Source organism: Arthrobacter sp. Y3221048 (genome assembly GCF_059092685.1).
The window spans coordinates 593,588-611,916 of record NZ_JBNHHX010000002.1; the positions used below are offsets into that span (position 1 = coordinate 593,588).

Consider the following 18,329-nt stretch of genomic DNA (forward strand, 5'->3'; position numbering starts at 1 on the left):
CCGTGGATACAAACGCCGTCCTCGACATCGGCCTGCAGGGCCTGCTGGTCGCCGCCAAACTCTCCGCCCCGGTGCTGGTCACCGCGCTGGTGGTGGGCTTCGCCGTCTCCCTGGTGCAGTCCATGACGCAGATCCAGGAAATCACGCTGTCCTTCGTGCCCAAGGCCGTGGCGGTGGCCGTGGCGCTGCTGATCTGCGGACACTGGATGATTTCCGAGATGGTCTCCTTCACGCAGGAAATGTTCGAGAAAATCCCCGGCCTGCTCGGCGGCGGATAATGAACATCCCGCTCGACCAGGCGTGGATCGAGGCCACCATGCTGGCAGGTGTCCGCATGGTGGCTTTCCTGCTGATTGCCCCACCATTCTCCTACGGAGCCATCCCGGCCCGCATCAAGGCGATGCTCGGCGTCGGACTGGCCCTGGCGGTGTCCCCGCGGGTGGCCAACGGGTACGAGCCGATGAGCACGGCGGGGTTCTTCGGCGCGCTCGTGCTGGAGATCCTGGTGGGCGCGCTGCTGGGGTTCCTCGTGTTGGTGGTGTTCTCCGCGGTGCAGTCGGCGGGCACGCTGATCGACCTGTTCGGCGGCTTCTCCATGGCGCAGGCGTTCGACCCGCAGTCGATGGTCAACGGCGCGCAGTTCACCCGGCTGTTCCAGATGGCCGCGCTGGCGCTGCTGTTCGCCTCCGACGGCTACCAGTTGATCATTGGCGGGCTCGCGCGAAGTTTCACCGCGCTGCCGCTGGGCGGGGGAGTCGACCTGGCCGAGCCCGTGCAGCTGATCATCACCGGCGTGACGCAGATGTTCCTGGCGGCGGTGCAGATTGCCGGACCCCTGCTGGTGGTGCTGTTCCTGGCCGACGCCGGCCTGGGCCTGCTCACGCGGGTGGCCCCGGCGCTGAACGCGTTTGCGCTGGGCTTCCCGTTAAAGATCTTCCTCACCCTGACCTTGGCCGGCGTGGTGTTCGTGGCGCTGCCGCGGATTGTCTCCTCGCTCGCCGGGCAGGCCGTGACGGCGCTGACGGGGGTGGGCTAGATGTCGCAGGAAACGTCCGAGGAACGGACAGAGCAAGCCACGCCCAAGCGGATGAAAGAGGTCCGCCAGAAGGGCCAGCTCTCCAAGTCGCAGGACCTCACCGCCTGGCTGGGCGTGGGCGCGGCCGCGGTGATGCTGCCGATGACCATCGACCGGGCCTCCCAGGCCGCCACGGACCAGATGTTCACCGTCGCCCGGATGATCCAGTCGCCGGACCCGGGGCTGGTGGTCAAGGCGCTCGAGGACGGGCTGGGCACCATCATGTACACGCTCACGCCGATGTTCCTGGCCGTGGTCGCCGTGGTCATCGCGGGTGCGGCGCTGCAGGGCGGCATCCACTGGAAGAAGTTCAAACCGGAGACCCAGCAGTTCAACCTGGTCAACGGGCTCAAGAAGGTGTTCGGCATGCAGGCGCTCTGGCAGGGTGCCAAGGCGCTGTTGAAGACCGTGGTGGTGGGACTGGCCCTGTACTTTGTGATCCAGGGGCTGGTCCCGGTGCTGATGACCGCCGGCGGGCTCTCGGTCGCCTCGCTGCTCGAGGCTGCGGGCGGCGGCACCGCCGGGCTGCTGCAGACCGCGATCATCGCCGGTCTGATGCTGGCCGTGCTGGACGTGATGGTGGTGATCCGGCGCAACCGCAAGAAAACCCGGATGACCAAGAAGGAAGTCCGCGACGAGAACAAGAACTCCGAGGGCGATCCGCTGATCAAGTCGCAGCGGCGCTCGCGGCAGTTGGCGATGAGCCGCAACCGCATGATCGCCGCGGTGGGAGGCTCCGACGTCGTGCTGGTCAACCCGATCCACTACGCGGTGGCGCTGAAGTACGAACCGGGAAAGTCGGCGCCGCGCGTGGTGGCCAAGGGGGCGGGCAACATTGCCGCCCGCATCCGCGAGGAAGCCGAAACCACCCGCGTGCCGGTGGTGCGCGATGTCCCGCTGGCCCGGGCGTTGCACGCCGCCTGCGAAATCGGCCAGGAAATCCCCATGGAGCTCTACAACGCCGTGGCCCGCGTGCTGGCCTTCGTCATGAGCCTGAAGGCCCGCGGCACCGCCGTCGGCGTCCACACCATGGCGGAGTCAGCCATGACCGATGCCGACGCCGCCGCACACGCTTCAACCCGGCAGGGCCGCCGAGCCTTGTCCCTACCGTCACCCGGAGGTGACTGATGAACCGCAACCTCTCCAAGCTCGCCGTCCCGATCGGGGTGGTGGGCATCATCCTGCTGCTGGTGGTGCCGATTCCGGCGGGACTGCTGGATGTGCTGATCATCGTGAACATCCTGCTGGCGCTGGTGATCCTGCTGACCACCATGTTCGTGAAGAAGCCGCTGGACTTCTCCGTGTTCCCGTCGCTGCTGCTGGTGGCCACGTTGTTCCGGTTGGGCCTGAACGTGGCGTCCACCCGGCTGGTGCTGGGCGACGGCTACGCCGGGCAGGTGATCGAGGCCTTCGGCCACGTGGCCGTGGGCGGCTCGATCATCATCGGCGCGGTGGTGTTCCTGATCCTGGTGGTCATCCAGTTCGTGGTGGTCACCAAGGGCGCCGAGCGCGTGGCCGAGGTGGGCGCGCGCTTCACGCTGGATGCGATGCCCGGCAAGCAGATGGCGATCGACGCCGACCTGAACGCCGGCCTGATCACCGACGCGCAGGCCCGCGAACGCCGCGCCGCGGTGTCCGCCGAAGCCGACTTCTACGGCGCGATGGACGGCGCGTCCAAGTTCGTCAAGGGCGACGCGATCGCCGGCATCATCATTATCATCATCAACGTCGTCGGCGGCATCGCCATCGGCATGCTGCAGCGCGGCATGGAGATCGGCGACGCGGTCAGCACCTACACCCTGCTGACCATCGGCGACGGCCTGGTCACGCAGATCCCGGCGCTGCTGATGGCCGTGTCCACCGGCATGATCGTCACCCGGTCCAACGCCGACTCGGAAATGGGCTCGGACGCCTCCGACCAGCTGACCCAGTCCCGCAACGCGCTGATGATTGCCGGCGGCGCGGCCGTTCTGCTGGCGATGATCCCGGGCATGCCCAAGATCCCGTTCATCCTCGTGGGCGCGTTCCTGATCTTCATGGCGCAGCGGCTCAAGGCAACGGAGGCGGCCAAAGCCAAGGACGACGCCGCTGCCGCCGAGGCGGGTCAGGCGGCTCCCGCTTCGGAGACTACCGAGGACCTGATCGAACAGATGCGGGTGCACGCGCTGGAGATCCAGCTGGCACCGGACCTGGTGGATTTGGTCTCCGGCGCTTCCGACGACCTGCTGGCCCGGGTGCGCGCGCTGCGCCGGAAGATTGCCATGGAGCTGGGCGTGGTGGTGCCGCCTGTGCGCACCCGCGACAGCATCGACCTGCCGATGTCCACGTATGTGATCCGGATTGCCGGCGTGGAGGCCGGCCGCGGCGACGCACCGGCGGGCAAGGTCCTGGCGCTGGGGGACAACCTGGAATCGCTGCCGGGCATCGCCACGGTGGAGCCGGTGTTCGGGTTGGCCGGCAAATGGGTCCCGGCGGAGATGCGGCACAGCGCCGAGATGGCCGGAGCCACTGTGATCGACCGGGTCTCCGTGCTGGTCACCCACCTGTCCTCGCTGATCTCCGCCAACGCTTCGCGGCTGCTGACCCGTGAAGACGTGCGCGTGCTGACCGAGGGCGTGAAGGCCGTGAACCCGTCCGCCGTCGACGAACTCACCCCGTCCCTGCTGTCACTGGCCGAGGTGCAGCGCGTGCTGCAGGGGCTGCTGGCGGAGCAGATCCCGATCAACGACCTGCCGCGCATCTACGAGGCGCTGGCGCTGAAGGCCAAGTCCTCCACCGACCCGGAGGGGCTGATCGAGGCCGCCCGGCAGGCGCTGGGCCCGGCCCTGACCGCGCAATACCTGGACGGGCAGCTGCTGCGCGTGATCATGATCGATCCCACGCTGGAGCAGTCGATGCTGGAGGGCATGCGCCCGTCCGAACACGGTACGCAGATCCTGCTCTCGGTCGAGCGGACCGAAGCCGTGCTGGCCTCGCTGCGGAACGCGCTGGAGAAGGTGGAAGCCAACGGCCTCACCGCCGTGCTGGTGTGCGCGCCCGCGCTGCGCCCGGCCATCCGGCGGCTCGTCTCGGCGCAGGCCGGGGGACTTCCGGTACTGTCCTACCAGGAGGTCACCTCCGCCAACGTGAAGATCGAGACCGTGGGGGTAGTACGTGTCGGCCAGACGGCTGCAGCTTAAAGGCGCTTCCCTCCAGGAACTCAAGGCCAAGGTCCTGGCCGACCACGGGCCCGACGCGAGGATCGTCGCGGCCGAAAAGGTCACGGTCGGCGGCATCCGCGGCTTCTTCGCCCGCGAGCACTACGAAGTCACCGTGGAACTGCCGGCCTCGACCGTGCGCGGCCAGCACGCCCTGGACCAGCAGGCCCGCGCCGGAATCGCCGCGCTGCTGGCCGATGCCGAGCGCACCGAATCAAGGCTGCACGGCAAGGCGCCCGAACTGCACGTCTCCACGCATACCGACCAGTTCGCGGTCATCATGGACAACCTGACCTTCAACACGGCGCGGCCCACCCGGCTACCCAAGGGCGCCCGGCTGGAGGAACCGCCGCCCGAGGCCGCCGGGCAGGCGGAGGGCTCCGGAGCCGCCGCGGCAGGGCCCGGCTCGGGACGGCGGCGGACCGACCCGAAACCCCCTAAGGACGCAGGCGCAGATTCCCGCGGCGCAGCCGCGCGGGGACCGGAGGCCCGTGCAGCGGCCATCCAAGCCCCCGTCACGGAGGCCCCAGCCACGGAAGACACGGCAGCTTCAGCAGCCGCGGTCCCAGCTACGGCAGCTTCGGCCATGCCGGCGTCAGCAGAGGCCGACGGCTTCCGCGAGACCGCCGTCTCCCGAGCGAGGTCTGCCGGTGCGGGACGGCGCGCGGCGGCCGGAGCCCCTGCAGCCGAGGCTCCCGAGGAGGAGCAGGCCGGGCAGGAGGTTGAGCAGCCCGGCACGGAGGCTACCGACCCGGCTCCGCACCGCTCAGCCCGCACCGAAGGCCAGACGGATGCCGGGGGAGGCACCGGCGTCGTCGTCGCCACAGTCACAGAGGATGGGCAGGCGCAGCCGCAGGAGGCACCGCGGCTTGCGGGCGCGGGCCCGGCCGGCAAGCCGGCCATCCCGGTGCCGCTCTACGGCCCGGGGGACCTGGTGCTGGTGATCGGCCAGGGGGATGTCGCCCTGGAGGCTGCCACCTCCATGGCCGCCGCGGCGCCAGCGGTCAACGGTGCGCCGTCCGAGGCTGCCGATTGGATCTCCGGCGGCGGGAACATGGTGAAGCTGGCCGGTGCGCATGCTGCCGATGTCCGGCGGCCGGTGCAGGACCGCAACAGCGCGATAGGTGCCCGTGCCCGAGGCGTGGAGCGGGGACAGAGCGTCTTCGTGGCCTTTGGGCTGGGCCAGGCGCTCACGCCGTCTTTGGAGCTGCTCGCGCTCCTGCCGGCACTGGGAGCCGACCAGATCTGGCTGGCGGTGGACGCCGGGCGAAAGGCCGAGGACACCGACCGCTGGGTGCAGGCCGTGCAGCGGGTCGTCGTTCCCGACGGCCTGGCGGTCACCGGGACGAGGCACACCAGCTCGCCGAAGACGGTCAACACACTGGGGTTGCCGGTGGGGTGGGTGGACGGCGAGCCGTCCGAGACCGCCTGGCTCTGACGCCCGCGGCCGGTTGCGCGGCCTGCCCCGGCGCCAAGTTCAGCTGCGATAGAGTTGACGCGTGCTGGTGCTGACGCGAAAACCCGGAGAGCGGATCCTGATCGGTGACGACATTGTCATCACCGTGCTGGATGCCCGCCGCGACGGCGTCCGGCTGGGCATTGAGGCCCCGCGCGGCGTGAAGATCCAGCGCGATGAAGTGGTCCAGGCGGTCAGCGAAGCCAACGTGGCTGCCGCGCAAAGCGGCCCGGAGGCCGAGGAACGCATCAAGGCCCTGCTGGGCCTGAGCCTCCCCGGCAGCAGCGGACCCGGCGGCGACGGCAGCTAAAGCACGCCACCGGCGGGCCCAGGCGCCCGGGCCAGGCACTGGCGTCGTCGTGCTGTTGTGGGTCTTTTTGACCTAACCCGCCGCGGCAGGATAAACTTGGTAGTCGTTGTGCGTGTCCAACCTCGATACGCTATGTCCGTGTGGCGGCCCAGTTGCAGGGCCAACCTGGTCCACGGAGATAGCCGAGACTTTCTGGGCCACTGGTTACATTTCAGTCCTCACCTGAAGTTCCGGTAGCGCATCACCAACTTTGCGCGTGTGTTCTGTGAAGAATGCGCCGCTACCTTAGAACACCAAACGAAGGCAAAAACCGTGCGTACGTACACTCCGAAGCCCGGCGATATCAACCGCCAGTGGCACGTCATTGACGCCACCGACGTCGTCCTGGGTCGTCTTGCCAGCCAGACCGCAACACTGCTGCGCGGAAAGCACAAGCCGACCTTTGCTCCTCACATGGACATGGGCGATTTCGTCATCATCATCAACGCTGAGAAGGTCGCCCTGACCGGCGCCAAGCTCGAACAGAAGCGTGCCTACCGCCACTCCGGTTTCCCGGGTGGCCTGTCCTCCGTCAACTACGCCGAACTGCTGGAGAAGAACCCGGTTCGTGCAGTTGAGAAGGCCATCAGGGGCATGCTGCCGAAGAACTCCCTGGCTGCCCAGCAGCTGTCCAAGCTGAAGGTCTACACGGGCGCCGAGCACCCGCACGCTGCCCAGCAGCCGAAGACCTTCGAAATCACCCAGGTCGCCCAGTAGCGCCGGCCACCACTAGAAACTTAATTCAAGGAGCATCGTGGCTGAAGAGCTGAACACTGCTGCTGAGGGCGAAACCCTCACCAGCTACACCTCGGAATCATCCGAGGTCACCGAGACCGCCAAGAAGGAACGCCCCGCCCTCACCGTAGGCGGAGGCGCCGTGGGTCGCCGCAAGCAGGCTATCGCCCGCGTGCGTCTGGTTCCGGGTGCCGGCAACTGGACCATCAATGGCCGTGAGCTGGCGAACTACTTCCCGAACAAGCTGCACCAGCAGGAAGTGAACGATCCGTTCAAGATCCTGGATCTGGAAGGCGCATACGACGTCATCGCCCGCATCCACGGCGGCGGCCCCTCCGGCCAGGCCGGTGCGCTGCGCCTGGGCGTCGCCCGTGCGCTGAACGAGATCGACCGCGAGAACAACCGCCCGACCCTGAAGAAGGCCGGTTTCCTCACCCGCGACGCGCGCATCATCGAGCGCAAGAAGGCCGGTCTCAAGAAGGCCCGCAAGGCGCCGCAGTACTCGAAGCGCTAAACCGCCTCCGAAGCTTTGGCTTCCACCGCGAGGCCCCGCAGCATGGCTGCGGGGCCTCGCGTGCGTTTAAGCCCCGTACCCGGGGAGAGTGGCCGGGGCGGCGCGCACTTAAGCGCCTGTACCAAGGGGACGTGCCTTGGGGATTGAAGGCCGACGGCGGCCGTTGTCCCCGGCGCCCCTCCCGCCTCCGACTCCGCTTCCGTTTGAGGGGACCGCCCCGCCCCGCCTCCGCTTCCGTTTGAGGGGACCGCCCCGCCCCGCCTCCGCTTCCGTTTGAGGGGACCGCCCCGCCCGCCTCCGCTTCCGCCCCCGCCTCCGCCTGCGGAGACCCGCCCCGGGGCAGGGTCAGCCACTAAAACACGGCTTTCCACGCGGCGGCCGGCCGGAGGTGGACCGACTCCTTGGCACCCTGCCGTAAAATGGGTCGCGATGTCTAGATTATTTGGTACCGACGGAGTCCGCGGACTGGCCAACGGATTGATCACTGCAGAGCTCGCGCTCGAGGTCGCGCAGGCCGCCGCAGTGGTCCTTGGCCACCGGCAAGTTGAAGACGGCAAGCGCCCGACGGCGGTGATCGCCCGCGACCCGCGCGCCAGCGGCGAGTTCATCAGCGCCGCCGTGGAGGCCGGCCTCGCCAGTGCGGGTGTCGATGTCTACGACGCCGGGGTACTGCCCACCCCTGCGGCCGCCTACCTGGTGGGGGACCTGGCTGCGGACTTTGGCGTGATGATTTCCGCCTCGCACAATCCCGCACCGGATAACGGCATCAAGTTCTTCGCCCGCGGCGGGCACAAGCTGCCGGACGAGGTCGAGGACGCGATCGAGCAGGAGATGGCGCAGCCGCGCGTCCGGCCCACGGGCGCGGAGATCGGACGCATCCAGCGTTTCGCGGACGCGGAAGACCGCTACATCCTGCACCTGCTGCAGACCCTGCCGGTCCGCCTGGAGGGCCTGAAAGTCGTTCTCGACTGCGCGCACGGTGCAGCCAGCGGCTGCTCTCCGGAGGTGTTCCGCGCCGCCGGGGCGGACATTGTGGTGATGGGGGCCGAGCCGGACGGGCTGAACATCAACGACGGCGTGGGTTCCACCCACCTGGAGAAGCTGCAGGCCGCCGTCGTCGAGCACGGCGCCGACCTGGGCATTGCCCACGACGGCGACGCCGACCGCTGCCTGGCCGTGGACGAGCGCGGCGAAGTCGTGGACGGCGACCAGATCATGACCATCCTGGCGCTGGCCCTGCGTGAAGCCGGCCGGCTCAAGGACGATGTCCTGGTCGCCACGGTCATGAGCAACCTCGGCATGAAGCTTGCCCTGCAGGACGCCGGCATCCGCATCCAGGAAACCGCCGTGGGCGACCGGTACGTGCTGGAATGCATGCGCGCCCACGGCTACTCGCTGGGCGGCGAGCAGTCGGGCCACGTCATCTTCTCGGACTACGCCACCACCGGCGACGGCGTCCTGACCGGGCTGCAGCTGGCCGCCCAGGTGGCCAAGTCCGGCAAGCCCCTCTCGCAGCTGTCGCAGCGGATGGTCCGGCTTCCCCAGGTCCTGATCAACGTCAAGGACGTGGACAAGTCGGGGGTCGAAACCAACCAGCCGCTCCAGCAGGCCGTGGCGGCCGCGTCCGCCGCGCTGGGTGGGACCGGCCGGGTGCTGCTGCGCCCGTCCGGCACCGAGCCCGTCGTCCGCGTGATGGTCGAAGCCGCGGACATGGAGACCGCCCAGGCTACCGCCGAGGAACTGGCCCGGACCGTGAAGGCGCACCTGTCGTTGGAGACGGCCGCTGCAACCGAGCCGGCAGGGTAGCTCTCAGCGCCGGGCCTTCACCACCACAACCTCGTAGCTGTCGGCCGTCGGCGGGTTTCCGGTGTCGAACTTCGCGTTCACGACGGCAAGTCGATGGCCGAACAGCGCGGCGGTGGTCGGGGTTTGGAAGGCGTCACTGGTGATCACGGACCGGACCTCCCCGGAGTTTAACCGGCGGTCCAGCTTGATCACGCTGATCTGGTTGTCCATGTTTTGGACCGCCCAAAGCCAGCGGCCTTTCAGCACCAACCCGTCGACGTTGGGGACGCTGACGCCGGAGATCATCTCGCTGGCACCGGTCCTCGGGTTCACGGTGTACAGCGCCGCATTCGCCGAGTGGGCCACGATCAGCTTCCGCCCGTGGTCGGCCGCCACGATGCCGTTCAGGTTGAACGCGTCCGGGGTTTCCGCGGCAGGACCGCTGAGTTGCAGCGTCCGTGGGCTGCCCAGCTGCCCGCGGTGGCCGATCGGCACGAAGTACAGCTCGCCTTCACGTGAGTTCGTAAACCACGCGCCGCCCCGGCCAAGGGCTACATCGTTGATGAAGGAACTGGCGGGGTCGTTCAGTTGGAACTCGGCCACCGGTTCTCCGGTCCGGGTGTTGTAGACATAGGCCATGCCGGTAGGTCCGCCGGCCACGAAGAGCAGGTTCCGCCGCGTGTCGGTGGCCATGCCGACGGCGAACCGCCCGTCCGGTGCGTCAATGAACTTCTCGGCGGTGCCCCGCCGTATGTCGCCACGGAAGATGTCGCCCGCCAGCAGATCGCCGGCGTAGAAGGTGCTGCCCCGCCCGGCGGCGATGCCCTCCGCGGACGTCGCGTCCGGCAGGTCGATGATTCGGTCCGTGCACTCAGACGACGGACCGTGGCTGACGAAGGCAACGTGGCCTGCGGAAGCCGGCAGCCCCGTCAGCAGCAGGGCGACGGCGGTCAGCAGGGCGGCGGCACATCTTGCCGCCAAGGAAAGGGGGACATGAGGTCGCATGGAGGTTCACCTGATTCTTGCGCGAGGGTGTCGGGAGTTCCCTCCAGCAGGCTCCCGATGGTGATCCTCATAGCGTACGCCGAGCGGGCCGAAACGTCAGGCTCTTCCCTCGGCGCCGCGGGAACGGCCCGGCGCGCCATAGCGGCAGGCCTTCGGAGGCCGTTTTTACGCCTGGTTGCGCGCCTGCAGGGCGTCCCGAATTTCGGTGAGCAGCGCGACCTGCGGGTCGACGGCCTCTTCTTCCTTGTTGATCCCCAGGCGGCGGTTGCGCCGCTCGATCATGTGGTTCATCGGTGCCACGATGACGAAGTAGATCGCGGAGGCGATGAGCAGGAAGTTCACGATGGCGGTCAGCAGGACGCCGAATGCGACGTTGTTGCCGTTGAAGTTCCACAGCAGGAAGCTGTCGAAGTTCGGCGAACCGACCAGCCCGGCGATGAACGGCATCAGCACGCTCTTGACCAAGGCATTGACCACGCTCCCGAAGGCTCCGCCGATGATCACGGCCACGGCAAGGTCAATGACGTTGCCCTTCATCATGAACTCTTTGAATCCGTTTATCATGTGGCCAAATGTAACGCCTCGGGGTCGTGCACCCAGGCCGCCGCAAGGGGAGTTGCTTCGTCACCGCTCACGAATAGCGGGCGGCACCGGGCAATCCGAAGTACTCTTCGAGCGTCTCGATGCCCCGTTCGGCCATCTCCGCAGCCACTTTCTTTCCCACGTAGCGCAGGTGCCAGGGCTCCGGCGAATAACCGGTCACGGCCTCGGCGCCGGGCGGGTAGCGGATGATGAACCCGAAGCGCGCGGCGTTGTTGGCCACCCAGCTGCCCGCTGCCGTGTCGGCGAAGCACTGCTGCAGGTTGCAGACCCCGGTGGCGTCGCCGATGTCCAGGGACAGCCCGGTCTGGTGCTCCGAATAACCGGGCCGCGCCGAGATCATGTCTGCGGCAATCTCGCTGCCGTGTTGATGCACCCAGTGGTTGTAGGTGCTCACCTGCGTGGCGTAGGACCGGAAACCGCTGACCATGATCATGGACGCGCCGTCGGCAGCGGCGGCGTTGAACATGTCCTCGGTGGCGGTCGCCACGGCGTCCCGCAGCAGCGCGGATTCCCCGCCGGTACCCACGCTCACCGCCGGCTGGCGCAGGTCCGCGGGGTAGTAGTCCAGCGGATTGAGCGGCCGCGCCTTGTTGACGACGACGGCGATGCTCGCCGGGTCGCTGTGGTCCTCCCCGGCGCCGGGCGCGCCCCCGTTTTTCTTCCCGCCGTCCTTCTTCCCGCTACCCTGGGCCCCGCCCTTGTTTCCACCGTCCTTCTGGCCGCCGCCGGCGGCGTCGCCGTCTTCCCGGGGAACCTTCGGGCTCTGTTCGGGGACCGGCAGGGACGTGGTGCCCTCGGACGGGACCGGTGCGGCCGTCGTCGCCCCGGCGGAAGCTGCGGGAGGGGGCGCGGTTTCGCCCGCTGGGGCGCAACCGGTGAGCAGGGCCAGCACGGCGGCCACGCCGGCTGCAAGCACCGGAGCCCTTAAGGCGGCCATGTCAGGTTTTCCGCAGCAGCATTCTGCGGATCGAGTGGTCCGCATCCTTGGTGAGCACCAGTTGCGCCCGCCCGCGTGTCGGCAACACGTTCTCCCTCAGATTCGGTTCATTGATCCGGCGCCAGATGCCCAGCGCCGTCTCGGTGGCCTCGTCGTCCGTGAGCGAGGCGTAGCGGTGGAAATAGGATTCCGGATCCGTGAAGGACGTCCGCCGCAGTTTGTGGAAGCGGTTGACGTACCACTGCTCAATATAGGAGGTCTTGGCATCCACATAAATGGAGAAGTCAAAGAAATCGCTGAGCGCCAGCCCGGTGCGGCCGTCCGCCCGCGGGCGCGCCGGAGCCAGGACGTTCAGCCCCTCCACGATCAACACATCCGGGCGGTGGACCACCACTTCCTTGTCCGGCACGATGTCGTAGGTCAGGTGCGAGTACCAAGGGGCATGCACTTCCTCGGCTCCGGACTTCACCTCGGACACAAAGCGCAGCAGCGCGCGCTGGTCGTAGGACTCGGGGAAGCCCTTGCGCTCCATCAGCCCGCGCCGGGCCAGTTCCGCGTTGGGGTAGAGGAAACCGTCGGTGGTGACCAGCTCCACGTTCGGGGTGTCCGGCCAGCGGCGCAGCATCTCGCGCAGCACGCGGGCAGTGGTGGACTTCCCGACGGCGACCGATCCGGCCACGCCGATCACGAAGGGTGTGCGTCGGCTGGTCTCGCCCAGGAACGTGGTGGTGGCCTTGTGCAGCTCGCCGGCCGCGCCCACATACAGGTTGAGCAGCCGGGAGAGCGGCAGGTAGACCTCGCGGACCTCGTCCAGGTTCAGGGCATCACCCAGTCCCCGGAGGCGCTCGATATCGTCCTGGTCCAGGGGCTGTTCAATCTCGTTGGACAGCCTGGACCAGGTCTGCCGGTCCAGCTCAACGAATGGTGTGAAGTTACTCTCACCGTTGGACGCCGTCGTCTTCGGTGTCGCATCAGTCACCTATGAATTGTGCCTGCTGCGGGAATCAAATCCCAAAAGGCGCATCACTGCGGCGCGCCGGAGTGCCCGCGTCCCCCCGCCGCAGGCGCCGCCGGGATGGCGTTTGGAACGCGCTGTCTGTGACGGTCCCGCGGGCAGGTACCCTTAACCCCATGTGTGGAATCGTAGGTTATGTTGGCCGCCGCGACGGCGGGGCCGGAGTCAGCGTTGCTGATCACAGCGCCCTGGACGTCGTTCTCGAGGGCCTTCGCCGCCTGGAATACCGCGGTTACGATTCCGCGGGAGTGGCAGTCATCTCCAGCGACGGTGTCGAGGCGCGGAAGAAGTCGGGCAAGCTAAGCAATCTGCTGGGCGAGCTCGAGTCCGACCCGCTGCCCGAGTCGCTGACCGGCATCGGCCACACCCGCTGGGCCACGCACGGAGGACCCACCGACGAAAACGCGCACCCGCACCTGGCCGATGACGACAAGCTCGCCGTGATTCACAACGGCATCATCGAGAACTTCGCCGAGATCCGTGCCTCCATGCTGGCCAAGGGCTACACACTTCGCTCGGAAACGGACACCGAAGTGGCCGCCGTGCTGCTCGGGGACCTCTACCGTTCCCTGGTCGCGGAGGATCCCGCCACCGCCACCCTGTCCAGAGCCATGCAGCTCGCCTGCCAGCGGCTGGAGGGCGCCTTCACCCTGCTGGCCATCCACCAGGACCAGCCCGACGTCGTCGTCGCCGCGCGCCGTAACTCGCCGCTCGTCGTCGGACTGGGCGAGGGCGAGAACTTCCTGGGCTCCGACGTGTCCGGCTTCATCGACTTCACCCGCCGCGCCGTGGAGCTGGAGCAGGACCAGATCGTCACCATTACCCCGGACTCCTTCGAGATCACCGACTTCTTCGGCAATCCCGCCAAGGGCACCGAATTCGAGGTGAACTGGGATGCCGCCGCCGCGGAGAAGGGTGGCTACCCGTCCTTCATGGAGAAGGAAATCAATGACCAGCCCGAGGCGGTCGGCCAGACCCTGCTGGGCCGTTCGGACCTGCACGGCCGGTTGACTTTGGATGAGCTGCGGATCGACCCGGAGCTGCTCAAGACCGCCAACAAGATCATTGTGCTGGCCTGCGGAACGTCGGCCTACGCCGGCCAGGTGGCGAAGTACGCGATCGAGCACTGGTGCCGTATTCCGGTGGAGGTCGAACTCTCGCACGAGTTCCGTTACCGGGACCCGATCGTGGATGCCAACACCCTGATCGTGGCAATTTCCCAGTCCGGCGAGACCATGGACACCCTGATGGCCGTCCGGTACGCCAAGGAGCAGGGCGCCAAGGTTCTGGCCATCTGCAACACCAACGGTTCCACCATCCCGCGCGAGGCCGACGCCGTGCTCTACACACACGCCGGACCCGAGATCGCCGTCGCCTCGACGAAGGCCTTCCTGGCGCAGATCACCGCCGCCTACCTGCTGGGCCTCTACCTGGCTCAGCTGCGCGGCAACAAGTTCCAGGGCGAGATCAAGGACATCCTGGCCGACCTGGGCAAGATCCCGGCGAAGATCCAGAGCGTGCTGGACAACGCCCAGGACATCAAGGACCTGGCCGTGCGGATGGCCGAGACCAAGTCGGTCCTGTTCCTGGGCCGGCATGTTGGCTTCCCCGTGGCCATGGAGGGCGCGCTGAAGCTGAAGGAGCTGGCCTACATCCACGCCGAAGGCTTCGCCGCAGGCGAGCTCAAGCACGGCCCGATCGCCCTGATCGAGGAAGGCCAGCCGGTCTTCGTGGTGGTGCCTTCCCCGCGCGGCCGCAACTCGCTGCACGCCAAGGTCGTCTCGAACATCCAGGAGATCCGCGCCCGCGGCGCCAAGACCATTGTCATCGCCGAGGCAGGCGACGACGCCGTCAAGGACTTCGCGGAGTTTGTCTTCTACGTTCCCGAGACGCCGACGCTGCTGGCTCCGCTGCTGACCACGGTCCCGCTGCAGATCTTCGCCTGCGCGCTGGCGACGGCCAAGGGCTACGACGTGGACCAGCCGCGCAACCTGGCCAAGAGCGTCACCGTCGAGTAACAGGCATTTGGCAGGCATGTCCACCCGCTTACTCTTTGCAGCGCCCCGATCTCCGTACAACAGGATCGGGGACTGCTCGGTTCCAAAGCGTCGCGTCCGCGCCCGCCGGGCGGCGCTGCGGCGGCGCGTCCGGCTGCTGTCGGTGCCGCCCGTGCGGTGCACTCTGATCTCCACGGGGGAGCCGGTGCTGGCACCGCGGTGTGCCCGCTCGCCGTGGTCCGTTCGGGCGGGAGCCGAAAAATGATCGTGGGCATCGGCGTGGACGTGGTGGAAGTTTCCAGGTTCCGCCGTCAGCTGCAGCGCACCCCGGCTTTGCTCGAGCGACTGTTCACGCCGGCCGAGCGGGAACTCAACACTCGGTCCCTGGCCGCCCGCTTCGCTGCCAAGGAAGCGATCGCCAAGGCACTGGGGGCCCCGTCCGGCATGAACTGGCAGGACTGCACCATCTGCGTCGACGCCGGCGGAGACCCGTATCCGGAATTTACCGGCACGGTGGCCGCCGCCTCGGCGGCCAAGGGCGTGAAGTTCTGGCACCTGTCCATGAGCCACGACGGCGATCTGGCAACAGCCATGGCGGTCGCCGAGAAGTAGCGGCCAGCTGGCGGACACCCGTTGTGGGGCGGGCTAACCTACCACCCGATAGTGCAGGTACACGACGCCGTTGCCGAAGCGACGCTCGTCCAGCAGTTCGAGGCCCACTTTCAGGTCTTCGGCCAGAAAGCGCTTCCCGCCGCCCACCACGACCGGCGAGACGAAAAACAGGCATTCATCCACCAGGCCTGCCGTGAAAGCGTGGCTGGCGAGGTCGGGCCCGCTGATGCTCAGGTCCGCCGATGCCGAGGCCTTCATGCGCCGCACGGCCTCCGGATCGAAGTCCCGTTCGATCCGTGTCCGGCTGCTTGAAGTCGTTTGTAGCGTCCGGGAGTAGACCACCTTGTCCTTTCCTAGCCATGACTCGGCGAAGTCCCGTTCCACCGGCGGGACCTCCGGGCCCGTGGGCACGGTTTCCCAGACGACCATGACCTCGTACATGCGGCGCCCGAAGAGATAGGTGCCCACGCGTCGTTCCAGGTCATTGACGAAGGAGTGCACCTCCTCGTCGGGAACGCTCCAGTCGAAGTTGCCGTCCTGGTCGGCAATGTAGCCGTCGAGAGACATGATTGCGGAATACAGCAGCTTTGCCACGATGACTCCTGGGCTATTCGGCACGGCGGGGGAGCGTCCCCCATTGTTTCCGACCTTCCCCATCAGCGGAAGGTCGGGTGGTCGTCCCGGTTCACTGCGCCGCCGCGTTCGTCGTCGTCGTTCGACGGACCGGATCCGGGCCTATTCGAGGAGAAGCGTGCGATGCAGTAACGGTGCCCGGCCGTCAGTTGCCGCCCAGTCTCTTGACGTACGCATACGCCTCGTCGACGACGCTGAGCCACAGCCGCTCGGTCGCCGGCGAATTGTTGGCCATGGCAGGGAAAGCGACCCATTGCTTCATGGTCCTCTTTCCCATCGTGACCGGTTCCGCCGCTCCGGAAGCAACAAATTCTTCCGCCCGCTGCCGCGGAACCTTCACGATCAGGCGGTCGTCATGACCGAGGAACGCGAAGATCTTTCCACCCACCCGCAGTCCTGGACTGCGGAACACCGTGCCGCTTTCGACCAGCGGGTCATCCGAAAACCGGCCGGCAAGAGTTTCCAGCAGGACAAGGTCCTTTTCGCGATCCGACGGGGAGGCAGGCGTCATCGCTTCGTACCGAGCATCAGGCTCGTATGAAGATGGCGGATGCCGCCGCCGATTCGACCATGAGATCGCTCATGCCGACCACAACGTACCAATACGTGCGTCCGCGAACGGCGCCCGTGTCCACGAAGCTCTCGGGATTGCCGCGGCGGCGGTGCACGCGCCGGAGGGCTCCCGCCTGCGAGGGAATGAACGCCGCCTCGGCGCCCGTGGACTCCCAGCGGTAGATGGCATAGTGCCGGGGCAGCGTCCCGCTCGTTGCACCCCGCCAAATGAGCTCGACGCCGGATCCGTTCCACCGGGCGCCGGTGATCAGCGGCGCGTAGGGACGCTGGGAGCCCAGATGGGACATCACCGGGGTCATCGCCACGCGCCGGTAGAACTTGTCCTTGACGAGGCCGATGCTGCCCAGCCGATTGGCCCGGACGGACTTGGCGGAGAAGTAGACCTGGCCCCTCACCCCCGGCGTTGCCCGGCACTTCGCCGTGTGGTTGTGCAGCTCGCGGGGGTCCTGCCAGTCGGCCCCCTGGGCGGGGTCGCCCACTTTGTAGGCCGCCTCCCCGATGTAGAGCTTGCAGACGGTGCCGTTCACCTGTGCCGCCCACCAATTCACCAGCGTGTTGTAGTCCGCAGCCGCATTGCCTTGGTGCCAGTACAGCTGCGGGACCACGTAGTCCAGCCAGCCTTGCTTCACCCAGAGCCGGGAGTCGGCGAACGTGGCGTCGTAGCTCTGCAGGCCGGAGGTAGCGGAGCCCAAACTATCGGTCGATCGGTTGCGCCAGATCCCAAACGGGCTGATGCCGAACAGCATCCGCGGTTTGGCCGCATATATCGCGGCACTGAGGTCGCGGACGAAAGTATTGACGCTGCGCCGCCGGAAGTTCGCCACGCTCTCGCCGGCCAACCGGTAGGCATTGTAGGCGGCGGAGTCCGGGATGCTTTGCCCCGCGACCGGGTAGGGATAGAAATAGTCGTCGAGGTGGATGCCGTCGACGTCGTACTTGGCCACCACCTCGGTGATCACCTTGATGATGTAGCTGCGGACGGCGGGGATGCCGGGGTTGTAATAGCGCCGGCCACCGTAGGCGAAGGTCCAACTCGGGTTCTTCCGCGCCGGATGCCAGGAGATCAGGTCCGCCAGGTCCCCCGTCATGGACACGCGGAACGGGTTGAACCACGCGTGCAGGTGCAGGTTGCGGGCATGCGCCTGGCTGACCGCGTAGGCCAGCGGATCGTAACCGGGATTCCGTCCTTGGATGCCGGTCAGATACCGGGACCACGGCTCTCCCGCGGTCGACGGCCAAAAGACGTCTGCTGCGGGACGGACCTGCAACAGCACGGCGTTCAGGTTTCGGCTGCGGGCAAGGTCCAGCCAGTTGCGCAGTTCGGCCTGCTGAACGGCCGCCGCCAGGCCGGGGCGCGAGGGCCAGTCGATGTTCAGCACGGTGGAGAGCCAGAAGCCCCGGAACTCGTGCTTGGGCGCGTCCGTGACCCGCGGCCGTTCACGGGCGGTGATGCGGTAGACCCTGTTGATGACCGCCGCCGCGAGGCTTAGTGCGAGCGGACCGCCGGGACCGGGGGCGGTTGCGGCGCGGGATAGGCTGCCGCCCAACAGGCCTGCCGCGCCGAGCATGGTGAGGGCCGTCGCCGTCGTGAATTGGCGCCGGGAGACAACGCCTCTGGAACCGGAATCGCTGCCAGTCATGGCCAGCCCTGCCTCACGAGAACCTGATGGTAGCTCAACAATACGCCCGCGTTGGTCCCTCCGACAGTGGTTGAAACCATTGGGCAGCCGCGGCGATGCCGCCGGGGCGGGGTTGGCCTTGAGGGTTGACCACCGCCCGTGTGTCCAACGCAACGAGCACCGGGCCGATGGCTGGAACCGCCTGCCGCGCAGCCTCGATTTGC

General features: G+C 67.5%; 18 protein-coding genes. 11 read left to right on the forward strand and 7 right to left on the reverse strand.

The features are described 5' to 3' along the window. Nucleotides 1-2: 2 nt before the first annotated feature. From fliQ to glmM, 9 genes are all read left to right on the forward strand, one after another. Nucleotides 3-278 carry a flagellar biosynthesis protein FliQ gene (gene fliQ, locus AC5RVS_RS07515; RefSeq protein ID WP_494000437.1) on the forward strand — a complete coding sequence of 92 codons (276 nt, stop codon included), beginning with the start codon at nucleotides 3-5 and terminating at the stop codon, nucleotides 276-278. Continuing rightward, on the forward strand, nucleotides 278-1,036 hold the full coding sequence (locus tag AC5RVS_RS07520; RefSeq protein WP_493988931.1) for a flagellar biosynthetic protein FliR: 759 nt from the start codon (nucleotides 278-280) through the stop codon (nucleotides 1,034-1,036). The genes fliQ and AC5RVS_RS07520 overlap by 1 nt, the downstream gene beginning before the upstream one ends. Continuing rightward, nucleotides 1,037-2,203: an EscU/YscU/HrcU family type III secretion system export apparatus switch protein gene (locus AC5RVS_RS07525; RefSeq protein ID WP_494107667.1), complete on the forward strand. Its 1,167-nt coding sequence runs from the start codon at nucleotides 1,037-1,039 to the stop codon at nucleotides 2,201-2,203. It begins immediately after the preceding gene. Beyond that, a complete protein-coding gene (flhA, locus tag AC5RVS_RS07530) occupies nucleotides 2,203-4,254 on the forward strand; it encodes a flagellar biosynthesis protein FlhA (protein WP_494107668.1) in 2,052 nt (683 codons plus the stop codon). Before AC5RVS_RS07525 ends, flhA begins: the two co-directional genes overlap by 1 nt. Further along, complete coding sequence (locus AC5RVS_RS07535) at nucleotides 4,229-5,710, forward strand: hypothetical protein (RefSeq protein ID WP_494107669.1); 1,482 nt, start codon at nucleotides 4,229-4,231, stop codon at nucleotides 5,708-5,710. The genes flhA and AC5RVS_RS07535 overlap by 26 nt, the downstream gene beginning before the upstream one ends. 61 nt (nucleotides 5,711-5,771) lie before the next feature. Next, nucleotides 5,772-6,038, forward strand: a complete 267-nt coding sequence (locus AC5RVS_RS07540) for a carbon storage regulator (protein WP_493988935.1) — start codon at nucleotides 5,772-5,774, stop codon at nucleotides 6,036-6,038. A gap of 312 nt (nucleotides 6,039-6,350) precedes the next feature. Then, nucleotides 6,351-6,794, forward strand: coding sequence for a 50S ribosomal protein L13 (gene rplM / locus AC5RVS_RS07545; protein WP_493979145.1), 444 nt, complete (start codon nucleotides 6,351-6,353; stop codon nucleotides 6,792-6,794). Between the two features lie 37 nt (nucleotides 6,795-6,831). Further along, nucleotides 6,832-7,326 carry a 30S ribosomal protein S9 gene (rpsI, locus tag AC5RVS_RS07550; protein ID WP_493979144.1) on the forward strand — a complete coding sequence of 165 codons (495 nt, stop codon included), beginning with the start codon at nucleotides 6,832-6,834 and terminating at the stop codon, nucleotides 7,324-7,326. Between the two features lie 429 nt (nucleotides 7,327-7,755). After that, nucleotides 7,756-9,132, forward strand: coding sequence for a phosphoglucosamine mutase (gene glmM, locus AC5RVS_RS07555; RefSeq protein WP_493988936.1), 1,377 nt, complete (start codon nucleotides 7,756-7,758; stop codon nucleotides 9,130-9,132). Between the two features lie 3 nt (nucleotides 9,133-9,135). On the opposite strand, the gene AC5RVS_RS07560 is transcribed toward glmM, so the two are convergent. The 4 genes from AC5RVS_RS07560 to coaA all read right to left on the reverse strand — a co-directional run bounded on the left by AC5RVS_RS07560 (nucleotide 9,136) and on the right by coaA (nucleotide 12,635). Beyond that, complete coding sequence (locus AC5RVS_RS07560) at nucleotides 9,136-10,116, reverse strand: SMP-30/gluconolactonase/LRE family protein (RefSeq protein WP_494107670.1); 981 nt, start codon at nucleotides 10,114-10,116, stop codon at nucleotides 9,136-9,138. Between the two features lie 165 nt (nucleotides 10,117-10,281). Then, nucleotides 10,282-10,680: a large conductance mechanosensitive channel protein MscL gene (gene mscL, locus AC5RVS_RS07565; RefSeq protein WP_493988938.1), complete on the reverse strand. Its 399-nt coding sequence runs from the start codon at nucleotides 10,678-10,680 to the stop codon at nucleotides 10,282-10,284. Nucleotides 10,681-10,747: 67 nt separating this feature from the next. Then, nucleotides 10,748-11,656, reverse strand: coding sequence for a M15 family metallopeptidase (locus AC5RVS_RS07570; protein ID WP_494107671.1), 909 nt, complete (start codon nucleotides 11,654-11,656; stop codon nucleotides 10,748-10,750). A gap of 1 nt (nucleotide 11,657) precedes the next feature. Next, nucleotides 11,658-12,635, reverse strand: a complete 978-nt coding sequence (coaA, locus tag AC5RVS_RS07575; protein ID WP_493988940.1) for a type I pantothenate kinase — start codon at nucleotides 12,633-12,635, stop codon at nucleotides 11,658-11,660. Nucleotides 12,636-12,787: 152 nt separating this feature from the next. Between coaA and glmS the strand changes: the two genes are divergently transcribed. After that, nucleotides 12,788-14,689, forward strand: coding sequence for a glutamine--fructose-6-phosphate transaminase (isomerizing) (gene glmS, locus AC5RVS_RS07580; RefSeq protein WP_494107672.1), 1,902 nt, complete (start codon nucleotides 12,788-12,790; stop codon nucleotides 14,687-14,689). A 240-nt stretch (nucleotides 14,690-14,929) separates the two neighbouring features. After that, nucleotides 14,930-15,280: a holo-ACP synthase gene (locus AC5RVS_RS07585; RefSeq protein ID WP_493988942.1), complete on the forward strand. Its 351-nt coding sequence runs from the start codon at nucleotides 14,930-14,932 to the stop codon at nucleotides 15,278-15,280. Nucleotides 15,281-15,313: 33 nt separating this feature from the next. Here AC5RVS_RS07585 and AC5RVS_RS07590 read toward each other — a convergent pair whose 3' ends face one another. The 3 genes from AC5RVS_RS07590 to AC5RVS_RS07600 all read right to left on the reverse strand — a co-directional run bounded on the left by AC5RVS_RS07590 (nucleotide 15,314) and on the right by AC5RVS_RS07600 (nucleotide 18,126). Beyond that, nucleotides 15,314-15,874, reverse strand: a complete 561-nt coding sequence (locus tag AC5RVS_RS07590) for a dihydrofolate reductase family protein (RefSeq protein WP_494107673.1) — start codon at nucleotides 15,872-15,874, stop codon at nucleotides 15,314-15,316. Between the two features lie 184 nt (nucleotides 15,875-16,058). Next, complete coding sequence (locus tag AC5RVS_RS07595) at nucleotides 16,059-16,424, reverse strand: MmcQ/YjbR family DNA-binding protein (protein WP_494107674.1); 366 nt, start codon at nucleotides 16,422-16,424, stop codon at nucleotides 16,059-16,061. Nucleotides 16,425-16,440: 16 nt separating this feature from the next. Next, nucleotides 16,441-18,126 carry a glycoside hydrolase family 10-like protein gene (locus AC5RVS_RS07600; RefSeq protein WP_494107675.1) on the reverse strand — a complete coding sequence of 562 codons (1,686 nt, stop codon included), beginning with the start codon at nucleotides 18,124-18,126 and terminating at the stop codon, nucleotides 16,441-16,443. Between the last annotated feature and the right edge of the window lie 203 nt (nucleotides 18,127-18,329).

Bases quoted from the DNA above. Each gene is read 5' to 3' on its own strand.
- AC5RVS_RS07600 (WP_494107675.1), bottom strand. From the start codon at position 18,126: ATGACTGGCAGCGATTCCGGTTCCAGAGGCGTTGTCTCCCGGCGCCAA.
- AC5RVS_RS07585 (WP_493988942.1), top strand. From the start codon at position 14,930: ATGATCGTGGGCATCGGCGTGGACGTGGTGGAAGTTTCCAGGTTCCGC.
- AC5RVS_RS07525 (WP_494107667.1), top strand. From the start codon at position 1,037: ATGTCGCAGGAAACGTCCGAGGAACGGACAGAGCAAGCCACGCCCAAG.
- AC5RVS_RS07560 (WP_494107670.1), bottom strand. From the start codon at position 10,116: ATGCGACCTCATGTCCCCCTTTCCTTGGCGGCAAGATGTGCCGCCGCC.
- glmM (WP_493988936.1), top strand. From the start codon at position 7,756: ATGTCTAGATTATTTGGTACCGACGGAGTCCGCGGACTGGCCAACGGA.
- glmS (WP_494107672.1), top strand. From the start codon at position 12,788: ATGTGTGGAATCGTAGGTTATGTTGGCCGCCGCGACGGCGGGGCCGGA.
- AC5RVS_RS07570 (WP_494107671.1), bottom strand. From the start codon at position 11,656: ATGGCCGCCTTAAGGGCTCCGGTGCTTGCAGCCGGCGTGGCCGCCGTG.
- AC5RVS_RS07520 (WP_493988931.1), top strand. From the start codon at position 278: ATGAACATCCCGCTCGACCAGGCGTGGATCGAGGCCACCATGCTGGCA.
- flhA (WP_494107668.1), top strand. From the start codon at position 2,203: ATGAACCGCAACCTCTCCAAGCTCGCCGTCCCGATCGGGGTGGTGGGC.
- AC5RVS_RS07595 (WP_494107674.1), bottom strand. From the start codon at position 16,424: ATGACGCCTGCCTCCCCGTCGGATCGCGAAAAGGACCTTGTCCTGCTG.
- mscL (WP_493988938.1), bottom strand. From the start codon at position 10,680: ATGATAAACGGATTCAAAGAGTTCATGATGAAGGGCAACGTCATTGAC.